The 19,417-nt window shown below is 58.7% G+C and carries 14 protein-coding genes; 10 read left to right on the top strand and 4 right to left on the bottom strand.

The window, feature by feature from the left end; translation table 11 throughout:
• Positions 1-96 precede the first annotated feature (96 nt).
• Genes rnm through rluB form a run of 5 tightly spaced genes read left to right on the top strand, consistent with a single transcriptional unit; the run spans position 97 to position 3,881 of the window.
• Positions 97-924: an RNase RNM gene (rnm, locus tag KUV52_RS00765; RefSeq protein WP_222524033.1), complete on the top strand. Its 828-nt coding sequence runs from the start codon at positions 97-99 to the stop codon at positions 922-924.
• A gap of 9 nt (positions 925-933) precedes the next feature.
• A complete protein-coding gene (locus tag KUV52_RS00760; RefSeq protein ID WP_222524032.1) occupies positions 934-1,554 on the top strand; it encodes an L-threonylcarbamoyladenylate synthase in 621 nt (206 codons plus the stop codon).
• Positions 1,555-1,612: 58 nt separating this feature from the next.
• Positions 1,613-2,413 (top strand): segregation and condensation protein A, encoded by an 801-nt coding sequence (locus KUV52_RS00755; protein ID WP_222524031.1) that lies wholly within the window; start codon positions 1,613-1,615, stop codon positions 2,411-2,413.
• Entirely contained in the window at positions 2,410-2,994 is a 585-nt protein-coding gene (scpB, locus tag KUV52_RS00750) for an SMC-Scp complex subunit ScpB (protein ID WP_222524030.1), read from the top strand. The genes KUV52_RS00755 and scpB overlap by 4 nt, the downstream gene beginning before the upstream one ends.
• Before the next feature lie 11 nt (positions 2,995-3,005).
• Positions 3,006-3,881: a 23S rRNA pseudouridine(2605) synthase RluB gene (gene rluB, locus KUV52_RS00745; RefSeq protein WP_222524029.1), complete on the top strand. Its 876-nt coding sequence runs from the start codon at positions 3,006-3,008 to the stop codon at positions 3,879-3,881.
• Positions 3,882-3,929: 48 nt separating this feature from the next.
• On the opposite strand, the gene KUV52_RS00740 is transcribed toward rluB, so the two are convergent.
• On the bottom strand, positions 3,930-4,676 hold the full coding sequence (locus tag KUV52_RS00740; protein ID WP_222524028.1) for a YciK family oxidoreductase: 747 nt from the start codon (positions 4,674-4,676) through the stop codon (positions 3,930-3,932).
• Positions 4,677-4,940: 264 nt separating this feature from the next.
• Here KUV52_RS00740 and KUV52_RS00735 point away from each other — a divergent pair, with 264 nt between their 5' ends.
• Both KUV52_RS00735 and sohB read left to right on the top strand, forming a co-directional pair.
• On the top strand, positions 4,941-7,481 hold the full coding sequence (locus KUV52_RS00735) for a VolA/Pla-1 family phospholipase (RefSeq protein ID WP_222524027.1): 2,541 nt from the start codon (positions 4,941-4,943) through the stop codon (positions 7,479-7,481).
• Positions 7,482-7,584: 103 nt separating this feature from the next.
• On the top strand, positions 7,585-8,601 hold the full coding sequence (gene sohB / locus KUV52_RS00730) for a protease SohB (protein ID WP_222524026.1): 1,017 nt from the start codon (positions 7,585-7,587) through the stop codon (positions 8,599-8,601).
• A 406-nt stretch (positions 8,602-9,007) separates the two neighbouring features.
• On the opposite strand, the gene KUV52_RS00725 is transcribed toward sohB, so the two are convergent.
• Complete coding sequence (locus KUV52_RS00725) at positions 9,008-10,321, bottom strand: dicarboxylate/amino acid:cation symporter (RefSeq protein WP_222524025.1); 1,314 nt, start codon at positions 10,319-10,321, stop codon at positions 9,008-9,010.
• A gap of 256 nt (positions 10,322-10,577) precedes the next feature.
• Here KUV52_RS00725 and KUV52_RS00720 point away from each other — a divergent pair, with 256 nt between their 5' ends.
• The gene (locus KUV52_RS00720) at positions 10,578-12,635 is read left to right on the top strand and encodes a hypothetical protein (RefSeq protein ID WP_222524024.1); all 2,058 of its coding nucleotides are present in this window, start codon (positions 10,578-10,580) and stop codon (positions 12,633-12,635) included.
• Between the two features lie 57 nt (positions 12,636-12,692).
• On the opposite strand, the gene astB is transcribed toward KUV52_RS00720, so the two are convergent.
• Positions 12,693-14,030 (bottom strand): N-succinylarginine dihydrolase, encoded by a 1,338-nt coding sequence (astB, locus tag KUV52_RS00715; RefSeq protein ID WP_222524023.1) that lies wholly within the window; start codon positions 14,028-14,030, stop codon positions 12,693-12,695.
• Between the two features lie 364 nt (positions 14,031-14,394).
• Here astB and topA point away from each other — a divergent pair, with 364 nt between their 5' ends.
• Positions 14,395-17,052, top strand: a complete 2,658-nt coding sequence (gene topA, locus KUV52_RS00710; protein WP_222524022.1) for a type I DNA topoisomerase — start codon at positions 14,395-14,397, stop codon at positions 17,050-17,052.
• A gap of 240 nt (positions 17,053-17,292) precedes the next feature.
• Here topA and KUV52_RS00705 read toward each other — a convergent pair whose 3' ends face one another.
• Positions 17,293-18,063 (bottom strand): hypothetical protein, encoded by a 771-nt coding sequence (locus tag KUV52_RS00705; protein WP_222524021.1) that lies wholly within the window; start codon positions 18,061-18,063, stop codon positions 17,293-17,295.
• A 333-nt stretch (positions 18,064-18,396) separates the two neighbouring features.
• Here KUV52_RS00705 and cysB point away from each other — a divergent pair, with 333 nt between their 5' ends.
• Positions 18,397-19,371: an HTH-type transcriptional regulator CysB gene (cysB, locus tag KUV52_RS00700; RefSeq protein ID WP_222524020.1), complete on the top strand. Its 975-nt coding sequence runs from the start codon at positions 18,397-18,399 to the stop codon at positions 19,369-19,371.
• Positions 19,372-19,417 lie beyond the last annotated feature (46 nt).

Genomic DNA, 19,417 nt, shown 5'->3' with positions numbered 1-19,417 from the left:
ACAGACCCGCAGCCCCCCCTGTCAAGGGTGAATTTTCGCCATAGGGTTTTTGTTTATCGAGTGAAGTACAATGGCGCTCTGACAGCAAGGAGCCCCATGAAAATCGACCTGCACTGCCACACCACCGCTTCAGACGGCACGCTCTCTCCCAGTGAACTGGTGAAACGCGCTGCTTTGCAGCAGGTGGCGATTCTGGCCATCACCGACCATGACACCACCGCCGGACTGCTGGAAGCACAGCCCGTTGCTGAGCAGGAGGGGGTGCGCCTGATTGAGGGGGTAGAGATCTCCACCCGCTGGCACGGCTTTGAAATCCATATTGTCGGGCTGGGCTTTGATGTCACCCATCCGGCGATGACCGCACTGCTGACCCAGCAACAGGCCAGTCGCGAATCCCGGGCCATCGCCATCGGCGAAAAGCTGGCTAAGCGCCGCATTGAAGGGGCCTACGAAGCGGCTCGTACCAAAGCGGGCGATGGCATCGTTGGGCGGGGTCACTTTGCCCGGGTATTGGTGGAGCGCGGTATTGTTCGCCAACCCCAGGCGGCGTTTGATAAGTACCTGGGCAAAGGGCAAAGCGCCTACGTGGCAACCCAGTGGTGCAGCATTGAGGAGGCGATCAGCGTGATTCATCAGGCTGGCGGCGTTTCGGTACTGGCTCACCCGGGGAAATATTCGCTTTCCAACAAGTGGTTGCGTAAATTACTAGGGGAGTTTAAAGCGGCAGGCGGCATGGCGATGGAGGCACTGGGGTGCCAGCAGTCCCCCGACCAACGCCGCTTTCTGTTGAGCCTGGCGGAGGAGCACGAGCTGCTGATCTCCGCCGGTTCCGATTTTCACCAGCCGGGTCGCTGGATCGAGTTGGGCCGGGGGCTTCAGCGCCCCGAACAGCCCGGCGTCTGGCATCATCTCGGCTGGGTTTAAGGACGTTCTATGAGCCAATTTTTCTATGTTCACCCGGAAAACCCACAGTCCCGCCTGATTAATCAGGCGGTGGCAATGATCCAGAAGGGTGGGGTGATCGTCTATCCCACGGACTCAGGATACGCTCTGGGTTGCCATATCGGCGACAAATCGGCCTTGGAGCGGATCTGCCGCATCCGCCGACTGAATGAAAACCACAACTTCACACTGATGTGTCGGGACCTGTCCGAACTGTCCCTTTACGCCCGTGTGGACAACGCCGCGTTCCGCCTGCTGAAAAACAACACACCGGGACCCTACACCTTTGTGTTTAAGGGCACCAAAGAGGTACCCCGCCGCCTGCTCAACGCCAAGCGCAAAACCATCGGCATCCGGGTGCCGGATAACGCCATCGCACTGGCCTTGCTGGAGGCGTTGGGAGAGCCGATGATGTCCACCTCCCTTATCCTGCCCGGTGAAACGCTGGCGGAGTCGGATCCCGAGGACATCCGCGATAAGTTGGAGCATCAGGTGGACCTGATCATGCACGGCGGCTACCTCGGTGAAAGCCCGACCACGGTGGTTGATTTCTCCGAAGGTGAGGGCGTCGTGGTCCGGGTGGGAGCGGGAGACCCCACCCCCTTCGAATAATCACTGACAAGGGGCAAGCCTCTTGCGTATAATGGCGTGTTTTTCTTCTGGGATGTGAATGGAACCTTCACCGCAGATCCAACAGCCTTTGCCCCTTGCGCTGGTCCGGGGTGAGCCGGTCACACAGTGGCCGGCGGATCTGTTTATCCCGCCGGAAGCGCTTGAAGTGATTCTTGAGGCCTTTGAAGGCCCGCTCGACCTGCTGTTGTACCTGATCCGTAAGCAGAAACTGGATATCCTGGATCTGCCTATCGTGACCATCACCCGCCAGTACATGGACTACATCGCCCTGATGGAAACCATGAAGTTTGAGCTGGCGGCTGAGTATCTGGTGATGGCGGCAACCCTGGCGGAGATCAAATCCCGCCTCCTGTTGCCACGCCAGATGGACGAGGGCGAGGAGGAGGAGGACCCCCGAGCCCTGCTGATCAAACAGCTGCAGGCCTACGAGGTGATCAAGAACGCCGCGACCGAGCTGGATGACCGCCCCCGCGAGGAGCGCGACTTCTGGCGAGCCAAGGCTGAGAAAGCGGCCGACCTGGTGCCGGCGGTGGTTCCACCGGAGGTTTCCCTGGATGAGTTGCTCGGTGCATTGCGCAGTGTGTTGCAGCGCACCGAGTACTTTGAGCACCACCACATTGAGCGGGAGGTGCTCTCCACCCGGGAGCGGATGAGCCGGATTCTGGAGATGCTGACCACGGAACGCTTTACGCCGTTTCAGGCGCTGTTTGAGCCTGAAGAGGGGCGAGCGGGCGTGGTGGTGAGTTTTCTGGCGATTCTTGAGTTGACCAAGGAGCAGCTGATTGAGCTGCAACAGGCCGCACCGGGCAGCCAGATCCACGTTAGGGCAAGAGCATGAATCGAGTCAGCGATGAACAGCTGAAACAGCTGATTGAAGCCGCACTCTTTGTGGCGGACGCTCCGATGACCGCTCGCGGTCTCAAGGACTCCGTGCTGGCGGGCTTTGCCGTTTCCATTGGCCGCATCAACGAGATGCTGGATGAACTGGAGCTGGATTACCGGCCCCGGGGGGTTCAACTGGTCAAGGTGGGTGGTGGCTACCGGTTCCAGACGCTGGAGAGCCTGAGCCCCTTCTTGGGGAACTTGTGGGAGGAGCGGGCACCCCGTTACTCCAGAGCGTTGCTGGAAACCCTGGCGCTGATTGCGTATCGCCAGCCGGTAACCCGTGGACAGATTGAGAAGGTTCGCGGCGTGTCGGTCAGTGCCAATATCATGAGAACCCTGCAGGACAGGGGATGGATCAAGGTGGTAGGACATAAGGAGGTGCCGGGACGGCCCGCCCTCTATGCAACCACCGATGCGTTTTTGCACTACTTTTGTTTGGACAGCCTGTCCAGTCTGCCGCCGCTGGAAGAGGAGGGCGCACTCGACGCCCTTTTAAGCGCCGGTCAGGTTGAGGCTGAGCCACAAGTACATTAAAGAAGATCTGAATGAGCGAAAAGTTACAGAAAGTATTGGCCCGTGCCGGCCATGGCTCCCGTCGTGAGATCGAGGCCATGATTGCTGCCGGGCGTGTCAGCATCGACGGTCAGGTCGCCAAGTTGGGTGACCGTGTGGACGGGCGTGCCGAACTGAAGGTCCGTATCGACGGACACCTGGTTTCTCTGAAATCCGAAGAGGACGTCATCTGCCGGGTGCTGGCTTACTACAAGCCGGAAGGAGAGCTCTGCTCCCGTTCCGACCCGCAGGGCCGCCCCACCGTATTTGACCGCCTGCCCAAGGTTCGCGACAGCCGCTGGGTTGCGGTCGGTCGTCTGGACATCAACACCTCCGGTCTGCTGCTGTTCACCACCGACGGTGAACTGGCCAACCGTTTGATGCACCCGTCGCAGGAAGTGGAGCGTGAATACGCCATCCGCGTCTTCGGCGAGGTGACCGAAGAGATGCTGAAGAACCTGCGTACCGGCGTGGAGCTGGAAGATGGCACGGCGCAGTTCAAGCGTTTGGTGCCCGCTGGTGGTGAAGGTCTCAACACCTGGTACCACGGTGTACTGAGCGAAGGCCGTAACCGCGAAGTGCGTCGTCTGTGGGAGAGCCAGGAAGTTCAGGTCAGCCGTCTGATGCGGATCCGCTATGGCGACATCACTCTGCCTAAGGGCCTGCCTCGTGGTGGCTGGGTTGAGCTGCCGCTGGAGCAGGTGAACTACCTGCGTGACATGGTGGGGCTGGATCGTGAGAGCCGCACTCTGCTCTCTCAGGACAAGCTGGGCGCCCGACGCCAGAAAACCCTTAAGGCGGGCAAAATCCGCCGCGCCGTGCACAAGCACCGCGCCCGTCCCGCCAAGGGACGTCCGACCAAGGGCTGATACCGCTTCAAACAAAAAGGGCACCGAAAGGTGCCCTTTTTTGTTGCCTCAGCGCTTGGGCTGGGCGTCCAGGCTCTGGCCGTTAACCGCCAGGCTGTCGTCGCCCATCAGGTAGAGGTAGGTGGGCATCAGCTCTGCGGCGGTGCGCAGGGTTTGCGGGTCCTCGGCCGGGAAGGCGGTGGCGCGCATGCTGGTGCGGGTGGCGCCGGGGTTGATGCAGTTGGCGCGCACGCTGGAGCCATCCAACTCATCGGCCAGGGTCTCCATCATCCCTTCGGTAGCGAACTTGGAGATGGCGTAGGCGCCCCAGAAAGCCCGACCTTTGCGACCCACCCCGGAGGAGGTAAAGACGATAGAGCCATGGGGGGCCTTCTTGATCACCGGCAGCAGGGCCTTGGTCATCATGAACTGAGCGGTGACGTTAACCTGCATCACCTCATCAAACATCTCTTTGCCCAGTTGCTCGAAGGGAGACAGGGCGCCCAGAACCGCAGCGTTGTGCAGCAGGCCATCCAGGCGACCAAACTGCTCCTCAATGGTGTCCGCCAGGTCCATGTAGTTCTGTTCAGTGGCCCCTTTGGCATCCAGGGGAACGATGGCGGGCTCGGGGCCACCGGCGGCGACAATCGCGTCGTAGACCGCTTCCAGCTTCTTAACGGTACGGCCCAACAGGATCACGGTGGCACCGTGGGCGGCGAATTGACAGGCGGCTTCCTTACCGATGCCATCACCGGCGCCGGTGACCAGGATCACTTTGTCTTTCAGGAGTTCGGGTGAGGCAGAGTATTCCAACATGCTATTACTCGACTGGTTCGGCTTAAAGCCCCTGATTTCAAGGGTTGCCGCAAAGTTAAACTGCTGTTTTAAACAAATGGTTGTTCACGTTGTTGTTTTGTGCTGCGGCAAGGTTGCAAAAGTGTAGCTAACCATAGGATTTTGCGTTACTTTGGCTAATGTTGCCCGATGCCGGAGGTGTGATCCCGTCCGGCATTGCAGGCCGTTATTGTGACCAAAAGTGGTCCGGAAGACAAAATAAAAGCAAAGGAATGGGGAGAGCCAATGAAACGTTTGTTGCTCAGCGCGGCTGTCGCATCGGCCCTGGGGCTGGTGGGGTGTAGCGGCGACAGCTACGAGGAAATCATCGAGAACACACCATCACCGGTTCCGTTCTCTCGGGTCGCGTTTGATCCCGGCGCCGGCGTGCTCGCACTGCCAAACGATCTGCTTTTCTCCGGCACCTTCGACGGGACGCTTGAGATCCCGGGTGAAGCCGAGAGTGGCGACTACACCGATCCGCAGATTGCGCTGGGCGCGCTGGATGGCTGGTCCACCACCATGCCGATGAGCATTACCGTGGTACCTGGCGGTGATGATATTGAACTTGATGCGGCGTCTGCGGCAGCACCGGGCGCGGTGCGCGTCTTCGAGGTCACTTTGGGCGGTCCGTTGAGCCCCGATCCGGAGTGTGCCGGCGGTGAGTCTCTCAGTATTTGTAAAGTGGGCGATGAGCTGATTTTCGGTGAGGACTTCATCACCGCACCTTCAGGCAATACCATCAATATGGTACCGCTCAAGCCGCTGCAGCCATCAAGCAGCTATGCAGTGATCACCACCACCCAGATCAGCGATTCCGAAGGCCAGACGGTGATGCCGTCCGTCACCTATGAACTGCTGAAGCAGGACATCAATACCGCACCGCTGGTAACACCAGACCAACTGCTGCTGCAGGGTCTGGTAAACAACTACGAAAACTCCCTTGCTGCCGCCCACTCTGTGGACAAGGAAAGCATCACTTACACTGGCGTATTCACCACTCAGTCTGTCACCAACGTGGTGGGTACCCTTTCTCAGTTGATGGTGTCTCCGGATCCGGCCCATGCGGCCTTCAAACCCGACTTCAAAAACCTGGCTCCGATGTTCCGGGTCCCCGGCAACCCGCAATTCGGTGTTGTAACCGTTGCGGAAGCGCTTGGTATGAAGGGTGGCGATCTTGATGGCGACGGTCTGCCGGACTGTGACCCCAACGATTTTGCCTGTGTTGTCGCCGATCTGGCCGATATGTACACCGCCGAGCTGACCATTCCGTACTACCAGGTGATGCCCAGCCTCGAAAACGGTGGCGATATCAATGGCCGCTGGACGGCTCTGGGAGACAGCCCGGTCGCGGTACTGCAGGCAGTACAGGGCGGTCTGCTGAGCCAGGAGAGCTTTGCTACGCAGGCGATTGCCCAAGGCATTGACCCGAACGAAGCCCTGGTCGATCCCTCGGTACTGGTGGGTGCCAGTTTTGTGACAGACGCCGGTGAGCCGGTGGATGCCGTTCGCCACCTGACCCGTTTTAACCCGGTTCCTGCGCCTACTGAGCGTGTCACCATCCCGGTACAGATGACCATCCCGGACGGGGAGCGTGTGCAGCAGTTCTACGCCTCCCAGGGGGCACCCTGGTCTCCGCCGACCGCAGGCTGGCCGGTGGCCCTGACTCTGCATGGTCTGGGTGGTGTGAAAGAGCTTAATCTGATCCCCGCTGGCACTTACGCCGCCAAAGGCATTGCCACCGTTTCCATCGATATGCCGCTGCATGGTGCCCGCTCTGCGCTGATGGGACCAGATGGTGTATTTGCAGTGAGTGCGACGGATCCCAGCGTAGGCGCTTTGCTGGGCACCAACGCCTACGACAACGGCAATCCGCTGGCGTTTGTAAACATCGGCAGCACCCTGTCTGTGCGCGATAACTTCCGCCAGGGCATTGTTGATAACCTCGCTCTGCGTCTGGCACTGACTGGACTGACTATGGCTCAGGTTGGTGCGGGCCAAGCGCCGCTGTTTGATATGGATAAGGTCAGCCTGCAGGGCTTAAGCCTGGGCGGCATTGTCGGTACCGGTGCGGCCACCTACACCACCCTGTGGAATCCGGAACTGGGACCGAACCCCTATGCCTTGAGTAACGCCTCTCTGGTGGCACCGTCCGGTGGTTTGGCGGGCACCTTTGTGGGCTCACCTACCTTTAATCCGGTGCTGATCGTGACTCTGGTCAGTGAATTAGCGCCACAGTGTATCGATGAGAGCACCGGCGGCATTATCGAGTCTCCGGAGTGTGCTGCGGTAGTGGCTCAGGTAGAAGCTGAGGTGATCCCGCCGTTTGCTTTTGCGGTGCAGACGGCCATCGAGTCCATGGACCCGATCAACCACGGCGCACTGTTGGGCATGGCGAAGGACACCACGCCCGTGCACCTGATTGAAGTGGTGGGTGATCTGGAAGAGGGCGGCACTAACCCTCAGGATCAGACACTGCCCAACACCGTCGAAGGCTTCCCGCTGGCCGGTACTGAGCCGCTGATCCGCGCGTTGGGCCTGCAGCCGATTACCGAAACCACTTCCAACTCTGCGGGTCGTGTGAGTGGGGTTGTGCGCTTTACCAAAGGCCAGCATAGCTCGCTGATCGATCCCAGCACTGGTGGTATTCCGGGTGTGGATCCGAACATCGCTCCGCTGGTGACGGTTGAGATGCAGACTCAGGTGGCGGATCACGCTCTGACTCAGGGTCGTACCATCAGCGTCGGTAACGGTTGCCTGATCAAAGACGGAGTCTGCGCCGAGTAACGGCGGAAATCCTGTATGAAAAAGGCCCGGTCTGTGACCGGGCCTTTTTTCTGTGTGGCGCCTATGAGTACACTAGGGCAAAAGTTCCCTTTAGGAGAGTACCTTGGAGTTTCTATACGAGTATGGCCTGTTTCTGGCCAAGGCGGTGACCCTGGTGGCAGCCATTGTGGCTGTGATCGTCGCCGCCGCTGCCGCCAACCGTGCGGGAAAAGGGACGAAAGGGGAGTTGAAGGTTCACAACCTGACCGACAAGTTCCATGAGTATGAAGAGAAGCTGAACCACCAGTTGCTCAGCGATGACCAGCTGAAAGCCCGCGATAAGGCCCGCAAGGCGGACGAGAAGGCCAAAGCCAAGGCGAACAAGGGGCAGGAGCGCGAAGGGCGCCTGTTCCTAATCGACTTTAAAGCCGGTATCGATGCGGCTCAGGTCAATCAACTGCGTGAAGAGATCTCGGCACTGTTGACCGTGGCGGAAGCCAAGGATGAGGTGCTGGTGCGGGTTGAGAGCGGTGGCGGCATGGTGCACGCCTATGGGCTGGCAGCCAGCCAGCTGGACCGTATCCGTCAGGCCAAAATCCCCCTGACCATCGCCGTCGACAAGGTTGCTGCCAGTGGCGGCTATATGATGGCGTGCGTGGCGGACAAGATCATCGCGGCGCCTTTTGCCATTGTCGGCTCCATCGGCGTTATCGCCCAGATCCCCAACTTCAACAAGCTGCTTAAGAAGCACGACATCGATTTCGAACAGCACACAGCAGGGGACTTTAAACGCACCCTGACCATGTTTGGCGAGAACAACGATGCGGGTCGTGAGAAGTTCCGGGAGGAGCTGGAGCAGACCCATGTGCTGTTTAAGGAGTTTGTTCAGCGTTATCGGCCAGAGCTGGACCTGGACAAGGTGGCTACCGGAGAGCACTGGTTTGGGCTTCAGGCGAAGGACCTGGGCCTGGTGGACGCCATCCAGACCTCCGATGATTTCCTGATGGCCCAGGGCAAGGAGATCCTTCAGCTGCAGTACGAAGAGAAGAAGAATCTCGCCAAGCGCTTTGGACGCGCAGCGGAGAGCGCGGTGGAGCGGGGTACGCTGAAACTGGCGGAGCTGACACAGCGGCCTCACTGAGCGTCAATCGAGAAAGAACAAAGCCGGCAATTTGCCGGCTTTGTTGTTCTTATCTGCTACTGCCTGGCGTTGGTGTACCCCAGGGATGGTCGCCCGCAGTCTCGAGTCGGAGAACCGTGGTTTAGATGCCAGCTTCGCTTTCAGTAAGGCGATAACGCCGCGGACTCTCCGCAGTATGTGGCGGCGTTGTGGGTAGAGGGCACTAACGGGGATGTTTTCGGAGCGAGAATCGCAGAGAAGTGAACCCAGAAGCCCTTATCGCGGGTACGGCTGGCTCATCCAGTTCGTGCGCTGAGTGAACCCCTATCCTGCCTCCACCAACTCCAGATTCATCTTGTCGCAGTGCCAGTCCGGAAACAGAAAGGCGAGCCGGTTGGCTCGCCTTTCCAGTCAGCAAACTCTGTGATTACTGGCGCACGTGAGGTACGGCATCGATATCAAGTTTGCTCTGACCGGCCATCGGATCATCGAAGGTTTCGCGGGACAGTTCCCCCTCTGAGGAGGCCACTACTACGGAAACCGCAGCGTCACCGGTGACGTTAACGGCGGTCCGAACCATATCCAGCAGACGGTCAACACCCAGAATCAGGGCGATCCCTTCAACCGGCAGGTTCACCTGTTGCAGCACCATGGCCAGCATGATGAGGCCAACGCCAGGCACACCCGCAGTCCCGATGGATGCCAGGGTAGCGGTCAGAATCACCATCAGCATGTCGGAAACGCTCAGGTCGATACCGAATACCTGGGCGATAAACACGGTGGCGACACCCTGCATGATGGCGGTACCGTCCATGTTGACGGTGGCGCCCAGAGGCAGGGTGAAGGAACTGACGCGGTTGCTCACACCCAGGCGGTAGTTGGCGTTCTCAATGGAGATCGGCAGGGTGGCGGCGGAGCTGGCGGTGGAGAAGGCGAACAGCTGAACACTGCGCATCTTCTTCAGGAAGGTCATCGGGTTCAGACCGCTGAGGGTGCTGACCAGCAGCGGGTAGACCACCAGAGCGTGAACGATGAGCACCACCAGCACCAGCACGAAGTACTTCACTACGGAGCCGAAGGTTTCCATGCCCAGGGTCAGGGTCAGTTTGGCGATCAGGCCAAACACCCCGATGGGCGCAATGGCCATCACTAGGGTAACCAGCTTCATCATCACTTCGTTGAGGTCGATGAAGAACTGGCGCAGGCGCTCTCCACGCTCACCAATGTGGGCGATGGAGAAACCAAACAGGATGGCGAACACGATGATCTGCAGCATGTTGCCTTCCACCATCGCGTTGATGGGGTTCTTCGGTACCAGGCCGATGATCACGTCGGAGATTGACGGCGCTTCCTTGGCCGCATAGCTCATGTTCGCGGCCTGCATGGTGGCGTCACCGGGCTGTACCAGCAGTGCGGCGCCCAGAGCCAGAGAGATGGCCACGGCGGTGGTGAATAGGTAGAGCGCCAGGGTTTTGCCTCCGAGGCGCCCCAGACGAGAAGGATCGGACAGGGTCGCAGTGCCGCACACCAGAGAGACGAACACCAGAGGAACCACCAGCATGCGCAGGGCAGATACAAACAGCGCGCCCAGCACGTTGAAAATCCCGTTAGTGAAGATGTCTTCAACAAACGCGTTTCCGGGGAGCAGCAGGCGCAGTGCCAGGCCGATGACCAGACCCGCGACCATTGCCAGCAGGATCTTGGCCGTTAGGCCCATTTTCCCGGTTGATTTAGCAGACATGTAACTTCCTTAACATATTTATCGTTTTTATCGTGGGGTAAGCCTAGCAGGAACCCTATGGTGCGAAAAACCCCGAAAAGGTAGCAAAAGTAGGGCGATCGTTAAATGGTGTGGCCCAAGGAAAATAAAGCGTGGCATTTGTGGTTACATAAATTAACCTAAGCGTTGCTTAAGGGAATATTAAAGATTGTCATTACTTTACAGGATGTTTGCGATGAGGCTATCTCACTTGCCACTTCTGTGTGCGTGCGCTTTGGTGTCATTAACCGGATGCAGTGGAGGCGGTTCGTTAGAAGGGGGCTCGGATCCTGGTGCCGGACCCGTCGATCCCACCAACCCTCCGGCGGACGCCGTTCATACTCTGATGCTCTCCATGTGGTCCTGTCCGGACCCCAACGCCGACACACTGACCGATTGCACCAAGACCAGCCAGTTCGATGCTCAACGCCCTGCGGTATTGCAGGTTGTGGCGCAGCGGGATGGGGAGCGCGTTACCGGCGAACTGGTCGAGGTTAGCTCGGATAAAGGTGCCCTGATCCCCTCTGATGGCCGAGTCCTGACCGGAACCGATGGCACGGCGTTGTTGCGCCTGCAAGCCAATGACGGTGAAGGGATTGTCACGGTCCAGGGGAGTTACGCCGACACCACCGCCAGCCTGTTTGCCGAGATCAACGCCATCGACGTGGACTTGACCCTGAGCAGTCCCCTTGGCGAAGGCCAAACCCTGGCGGATGGTTCAACGCTGGCGATTACCGCCGCCCTGGCGGTGGATGGCGAGCCCTACCTCGAACCGGCGCTGGTGAACTTCTCCTCCACCTGCAGCCTGGCAGGCAACGCTGAGATCGATGCTCAGGTGATGGCCAATGAGGGTCAGGCGGTGGCGACCTACAAGCCCGCAGGCTGTGACCAGCAGGACCAGATCACCGCAACCCTGACCCTGGGTACCGATGTTGCCACTGACAGCATCACGGTGGCGTTGGCCACAACCCCGGTTGCGAGCATTCAATACGTGTCCGCGACGCCGGATTATCTGCAACTGGATGGTACCGGCGGCAACACCAGTTCCGTGGTGACGTTCCAGGTGCTGGATGAGTCCGGGCGACCCAAGCAGGGGGTAGACGTCAGCTTTATCCTGGCCAGCGGGGAAGAGAAGGTGTCGATGAACACCAATTTGGCCCGCAGCAACAGCGAAGGTTACGTTTCCACCACACTGCGTTCTGGCAACCTGCCTGGCTCCGTACGGGTACAAGCGGAAGTGGTGGACAGTGATCCGGTGATTGCCAGTGTGTCCAAAGAGTTGAGTGTGGGTACCGGCTTGCCCGATAAGGACAGCTTCTCCCTGAGCTTCTCTGTGCAGAATCCGGAAGCCTGGCTCTATGACGGCGTTGTGGTGTCGGTCAATGTGCTGGCGGCCGACCACTTTAACAATCCGGTGCCGGATGGCACGGCGATCTCCTTTATCACCGAAGGGGGATCGATTGAGTCCCGATGCGTGACCAGCAATGGCGGCTGCAGCGTGAACTGGGTATCCCAGGATTTCCGCCCGGAGAATGGTCGCGTCACCGTTATGGCCTTCGCCGAGGGGGAGGAGTCCTTTATCGATAAGAACGGTAACGGTCTGTTTGATAACGGTGAGTTTGATCCCCGTTTCGATGAGCATGAAGCCTACGTCGATGAGAATGAGGATGGTGGTTTTGATGAGATCGAACAGCTGATCGATCGTAATCAGAGCGGCGCATTCGATGACGTGGATGGTCAGTACAACGGCATCCTCTGTCAGGGGGCCGCTCTGACCAATGGTCAGTGCAGCCAGGAGCTGGTGGATGTGAACAGCGCCGGTGTGATTGTGATGTCCGGCGCGAGTCCATTTGCCTATTTCTGCCACCTGGACGCCTCCGATGAGGATGGCGATGGGCTGAACTGGTACGACTGCTGGAACAACCAGACCAATCTGCCCTGGATGGCGGAGCGCCTCGAAGAGCCTGGTACCGCGGTAGCCTGTGTGATGGACCTCGCCTACGACGGCACCCTTAATCCGGTGCCCTATGACAGCACCATTCGCTTTACTGCGGATGAGCCGTTGAAAACCGCGGGCCGCAGCGGCTACTCCATGGGCAGCACCGCTCGGGCGATCTACCACGTTTCCAATGAAGGGGAACTGCTGCAGGATACTCGCAGCACCTGTGGTGTGGGCCGGTATTCTATCGGGGTCGATACTTCGGATGGATACGGCGTGCTGCGGGTGGAGGTGGAAACGCCGAAGGGTCTGGTTTCCTCCGACGCCATCAACATTGACCCCATCGCGACTCCCTGACCGGGAACCGCATAAAAAAAGGGCGCCTCAGGGCGCCCTTTTTTATTGGCTTTAACCTCAGCGCTGGAACGGATAGAGATTGCCGAGGTTGAGGATTCGGGTCAGATCATCCAGCGCCTGATGGGATTCCACCACCAACTGAGGATCCCGCAGGTCCTCCGCGGTCAGGCGGTCCCGGTAGTGCTTTTCGACCCAACCGGTCAGTTCGGCGTATTTGCTCTCGCTCATCAGCGTGGCCGGATTCACCGCAGCCTTCTCCTGTTCAGACAGTGCCACACGCAGGCGCAGACAGGCGGGACCACCGCCGTTTTGCATGCTCTGCTTGACGTCAAAGTAGCGCACCTGACGGATCGGGGTGCTCTGTTTCACCAGGTCGTTCAGGTAGGCGAACACTGCCGGGTTCTCCTGACACTCGCTCGGTGCGATGATGGTCATTTCACCGTTGGGCAGCGTCAGGATCTGGGTGTTGAACAGGTAACTTTTCACGGCGTCCTGAAGCCCCACCTGCTCCGTGCTCACTTTAATAAAGTGCAGTGGGCTGTCGCCAAATTTGGCCTGGATCTCGGCCAGCGCCGCATCGGTATTGAGAAACGCCTCTTCGTGATAGAACAGCACGTTCTGATTGCCCACGGCGATCACGTCGTTATGGAACACGCCCTGATCAATCACATCGGGGTTCTGCTGGATGTAAACCGTGTTGTGTTCACCCAGTTGATGCAGACGGGCAACCGCTTCGCTGGCCTCACGGGTCTGGCGGGCAGGGTAGCGTTTGGGGGCCGGTTTACTGGCATCAAATCCGTAGCGGCCGTAAACGAAGAGCTGCAGGCCCGGCGTGCCATAGTCGCGGCAGAGACGGGTGTGATTGGCAGCGCCCTCGTCACCGAACTGGTCGTGCTCAGGCAGGTGCTGGTGATGCACAAATCGGTCGGCATCGGCAAAGGTGGCTTTAAGGATGCGGCCGGTGACTTCCGGCTCGATGGAGCGGTGGAACTTGTTCACCAGGTTGGCCGGGGTGAAGTGCACTTTGCCATCGGCGCTGTCCGCGCTGGGGGAAACGGTTGCCGCATTGGCGGTCCACATGCTGGAGGCGGAGTAGGCGGCGCGCAGAATTGGGGGTGCCTGACGGTAGGCTTTGTCCAGCACCTGGGCATCATTGCCGTCAAAGCCCAGGCGGCGCAACACATCCAGATCAGGACGTTGCTGCGGGGCCAGAACGCCCTGAGTCATGCCCATATCGTGCAGGGCCTTCATTTTGGCCAGGCCCTGAAGCGCCGCGGCTTTGGGGTTGGAGATCGCCGCCGCATTACTCTGAGAGGCGACGTTGCCGAATGAGAGTCCGGCGTAGTTGTGCGTCGGGCCCACCAGGCCGTCAAAATTCGCTTCAAGATGATTCATGGTCCTTCCTTTGATGGGGGCTGTTTCGGCTCGGACAATCGTCCGGTTGCAGGCGGGGAAAAGGGTGCGTGTCCTACGCCACAGCTCGTGGAATTTTCCGCCAGTATACGTGCAACAAGCGGCCGCTCAAGGGATGAAAAAGCGGCGCTTTGGCAACATATGCATAACTATTGCTTGCTTGTCGCTGGCCGATGCATTACTACTTTTTGAAATTGCGTTTTTAGTCTCAAAAAATTTTTTAACTGGACAAAAAGCGTCTAAGTGCTTGGCATCCTTGGTCGCTAGGGTTGAATCTGCCGACTCATGCCACTATATATGGTGCCAATTCTCTTCCAACGCTGAAAAAAGGTCTCACCCCGTCGATATGGGCAAATCCCTGGTCATTGTGGAGTCGCCAGCCAAGGCGAAAACGATTAACAAATATCTCGGCAAGGATTTCATCGTGAAGTCCTCCGTGGGTCATATCCGCGATCTGCCCACTTCTGGTGGTCAGGCTGCTGAAAAGACCCCCCCTGCCAAAACCGCTGCCGAGGTCCGCAAGATGGATCCCGAGGCAAAGGCGGCCTACAAGCGCGATCGGGACTATCAGAGCCTGATCGGCCGCATGGGGGTCGACCCTGAGCACGGTTGGAAAGCCAACTACCAGGTCCTTCCCGGCAAAGAGAAGGTGGTCAAAGAGCTGCAAACCCTGGCTGAAAAAGCCGATACCGTCTATCTCGCAACGGATTTGGATAGAGAAGGGGAAGCGATCGCCTGGCACCTCCAGGAGGTGATTGGTGGGGATCCGGAACGCTACCGTCGTGTGGTGTTCAACGAGATCACCAAATCAGCGATTCAGGAAGCTTTCTCTCATCCTCTGCACCTCAACAACGCCAAAGTGAATGCTCAGCAGGCCCGTCGATTCCTCGACCGGGTGGTGGGCTTTATGGTTTCCCCGCTGCTGTGGAAGAAACTGGCTCGCGGTCTTTCGGCCGGTCGGGTTCAGTCTGTGGCGGTGCGCCTGGTGGTGGAGCGTGAGCGCGAAATCCGCGCCTTTGTTCCGGAAGAGTACTGGGATCTGCACGCCAACCTGAGCAGCGCTTCCGGTGAAGCCCTGCGCATGCAGGTGGCCAGGTATCGCGGTGAAACTCTTAAACTGGCTAACCAGAGCGACGCGGAAGGTGCGGTAGCTGCGTTGCAAGGGGCGCGTTACACCGTCAGTGCGCGGGAAGACAAGCCCAGCCAGAGCAAGCCCTCTGCGCCCTTTATTACCTCCACCCTGCAGCAGGCGGCGAGCACCCGTCTGGGCTTTGGGGTGAAGAAGACCATGACCCTGGCCCAGCGACTCTACGAAGCGGGTCACATCACCTACATGCGTACCGATTCCACCAACCTGAGCAAAGAGGCGGTGGAGAGTGCGCGCGATTACATTGGCCAGGAGTACGGCAAGCAGTATCTGCCGCAAAGCCCGAACCTCTATGGTGCCAAGCAGGGCGCTCAGGAAGCGCACGAGGCGATTCGTCCTTCCGACGTCAATGTAAAGGCTGCCACCCTGAGCACCATGGAGCGTGACGCTCAGCGTCTGTATGAGCTGATCTGGCGTCAGTTTGTGGCCTGCCAGATGGTGCCGGCCAAGTACGACTCCACCACGGTGACGGCAACTGCAGGCGACTATGAGCTGAAGGCCAAGGGTCGCATCCTGGTGTTTGACGGCTGGACTCGCGTACAGCCGCCGATGGGTCGCAAAGGCGACGAAGACACCACCCTGCCGGCGGTACAGGTGGGCGATGCGCTCAACCTTGCTGCCCTGGATCCCAAGCAGCACTTCACCAAGCCGGTGGCGCGGTTTAACGAAGCCTCCCTGGTAAGAGAGCTTGAAAAGCGCGGAATCGGTCGCCCCTCCACTTACGCCAGCATCATCTCCACCATTCAGGACCGGGGATACGTGCGAGTCGAGAACCGTCGCTTCTTCGCTGAGAAGATGGGCGAGATCGTGACCGACCGTCTGGTGGAAAACTTCACCGACCTGTTGAACTACGACTTCACCGCCGACATGGAGCAGGACCTGGATAAGATTGCCCAGGGAGAGCTTGAGTGGAAAGCGGTACTGAATCAGTTCTACAGCGAGTTCACTGACAAACTGACCCTGGCCGAGCTGGCACCGGAAGAGGGCGGCATGCGGGCAAACCAGATGGTGATGACCGACATCCCTTGCCCGACCTGTAGCCGCCCGATGGGGATCAGAACTGCCACAACCGGTGTGTTCCTGGGCTGCAGCGGCTATGCCCTGCCGCCAAAGGAGCGCTGCAAGACCACCATCAACCTGACTCCGGGTGAAGAAGCGGAAGCGATCACCTCGGACGATCAGGAAGCGGCGGCCCTGGTCACCAAGCGTCGTTGTGCCAAGTGCGAAAGCACCATGGACAGCTACCTGATTGATGAGAGCCGTAAACTGCACGTCTGCGGTAACAACCCGGTGTGCGATGGCTACGAAGTGGAAAGCGGCAGCTTCAAGATCAAGGGCTATGATGGCCCGATCATTGAGTGTGACCGCTGCGGTTCCGATATGGAGCTGAAGAATGGTCGCTTCGGTAAGTACTTCGCGTGTACCGACAGCAAAGAGACCGGGTGTAAGAACACCCGTAAGCTTCTTAAGAACGGTGAAGTGGCGCCGCCGAAGGAGGATCCGGTTCACCTGCCGGAGCTGCCTTGCGAAAAGTCTGACGCCTACTTCGTGCTGCGCGATGGCGCCGCGGGCCTGTTCCTGGCCGCCAGCACCTTCCCGAAGAGCCGCGAAACCCGCGCGCCCAAGGTGGAGGAGTTGAAGCGCTTCAAGGATCGCATCTCGCCCAAGTTCTACTACCTGGCGGAAGCGCCGGTGGCGGATCCGGAAGGCAACCTTGCGGTGGTGAAGTTCAGCCGTAAGACCAAGGAGCAGTACGTGGCTTCCGAGGTCGATGGCAAACCAACCGGCTGGATTGCCCGCTTCGAGAACAGCCGCTGGGTCGAAGAGCAGACCAAGAAGAGCAAAGCGAAGAAGTAACAGGAAGGCGCCCGCAAGGGCGCCTTTTTTGTGTCACGCCCCCACGGCACGAGCCGTCCCACCCCGGAGGCTATAGCGCGCCGGGGCTGAAAGCCTTCTGGCGGCCCCTGAGGACCGCTCCCGCACAGGTCCAAGCGCTTAGCCATACCAACCGCCAGAGGCGCTGTCTGCGATGACATCCATAAAAAAACGCCCCCATATCGGGGGCGTTTCAGATCCGTCAGGACACGACCGTGTCTCTTACCATTTCTTCTTCGGTTGAAACAGTTGGTCCAGATCGTCTTTGGGTGCTTTGGCTTCGCTGCTGACCTGATGCAGATTGGCTTTCTGGCGAGAGTCGATCTCACCCAGCAGGCCATTCGCCCGCTCCATCATGCTGTCTTTGAACAGGTGGTCGGAGCCGCCATGAGTGTTCAGTGTGGCCACCAGCTTGGAGAGCAGCTGTTTGGCTGAACCCAGTTGCTCCGCCTGCAGGGCGGTGCGGGCGCGCTCAAACAGAACGGTGGCGTTGATGCGAACCTGCAACTGCTCGATGCGCTGGTTTTCGTTCACATACTGGTCGTGATTCATCCGGGACTTGCTGTGCTCATTGCGCACAACCGCCTTGAGGCGCTTGAGGGTCTGCACCATTGCCAGAACCTGCTTGTCGTTCTGGGGCACGACAAAGCTCTCCAGTGCCGGAGTCTGCTCTGCACTCTTGGCAAGCCCATTCAACTGAGCCCGAATGTCGCCTTTTCGCCGTGCCAAATCGGCATTTTTCGGGTCGATGGTAACGGCCGCATCCAGAGCATCCAGGATCCGCTGGTTCAGAGTGATGAGCAAAGCACTGCTAAAGGGCAGAACCGATGCCATGGAGAGGATCTGCTCGGTTTCTTCAATGATGGCGCGTTGCTTGGCCATCTCCTGGCGCTTAACGCTCTCGACTTGCTCTTTATGTTGCTGAATCAGATTGATACCAATAATCAGCAGCAGTAGGGCACCGAGCAGAAGCATCACGAGGGTAAAGGACATGGTTGGCTTAACCTGTATTGTTCTGTTGCCGAAACGGTGTTGCTGAACCGAGGGAAGTGACTGGCCTATGGCGTTCGTACGGCAGTAAGCGTCTGATCCGCTTCACTCAAATTCAAGCCCGTCTATGCTACACCCTTCATCATAGAATTGCCCGCTCGGACACGCATTCTTAACCTCAAAAGGTGCGAAATAATGCAGTGCATTAACTGAGCAGCCAAAGGATCCGCTGAAGGGGGCGATATCCGAATCTGTGGTGCATATGCTTATTCCGATTTGATTTGTTTTCTGGGCATAGCTATAACTTAAATGAATTTCAGGCAAAGGAACGGGCCGATGAAGCTTCAACAGCTGAGATACATTGTCGAAGTGGTGAACAATAACCTTAATGTGTCCGCCACCGCAGAGAGCCTCTACACCTCCCAGCCGGGGATCTCCAAGCAGGTCCGTATGCTGGAGGATGAGCTGGGGATCCAGATTTTTGGCCGCAGTGGCAAGCACCTGACGCACGTGACACCCGCAGGACAGCAGGTGATCGACATCGCGGGTGACATTCTTGGCAAGGTTGAAGGGATTAAGCGTGCGGCGCAGGAGTACACTCAGCCCGATCGCGGTGATCTGAACATCGCCACCACCCACACCCAGGCCCGATATGCGCTGCCATCCGTGATTCAGGGATTCATTCATCGCTACCCCAACGTCAATCTCCATATGCATCAGGCCACCCCGGACCAGATCTGTGAGATGGCGGTGCGTGGTGATGCGGACTTCGCCATTGCCACTGAGGGGATGCACCTGTTCCACGACCTGGTGATGCTGCCCTGTTACCACTGGAACCGCTCCATCGTATTTCCGAAGGACCACCCGCTGGCGCAGAGCAGCAAAGTGGGCCTGGAGGAGCTGGTGAAGTATCCCCTGGTGACCTACGTCTTCGGCTTCAACCGCAGCTCGGCACTGGAGAAAGCGTTTGCCACTGTTGATGGCGATCCCAGAGTGGTGTTCTCCGCCACCAGTGCCGACGTGCTTAAAACCTATGTCCGGATGGGACTGGGCGTTGGGGTGATGGCCACCATGGCGCTGGAACCGGACGATACCGATGATCTGGTGGTGGTGGATGCATCCCATCTGTTTGAGCCCAACACCACCAAGATCGGCTTCCGTAAAGGCAGCTTCCTGCGCACCTACATGTACGACTTTATGGAGCGTTTCGCCCCGCACCTGACCCGGCCACGGGTGGAGGAGGCGTTAAGCCTGCGTGACCAGGCCCAGATCGATGCCATGTTCGAGGACATTGAACTGCCGATGCGCTGAGTGGATTCCCAAAAAACGCCCGGCATTTCGCCGGGCGTTTTTTTAT

Origin of the sequence: Ferrimonas balearica, from assembly GCF_019802055.1 — a bacterium.
Lineage (GTDB): Bacteria > Pseudomonadota > Gammaproteobacteria > Enterobacterales > Shewanellaceae > Ferrimonas > Ferrimonas balearica_A.
The sequence above is the reverse complement of the archived record's forward strand: the minus strand, read 5'-3'. Positions and strand labels throughout refer to the sequence as shown.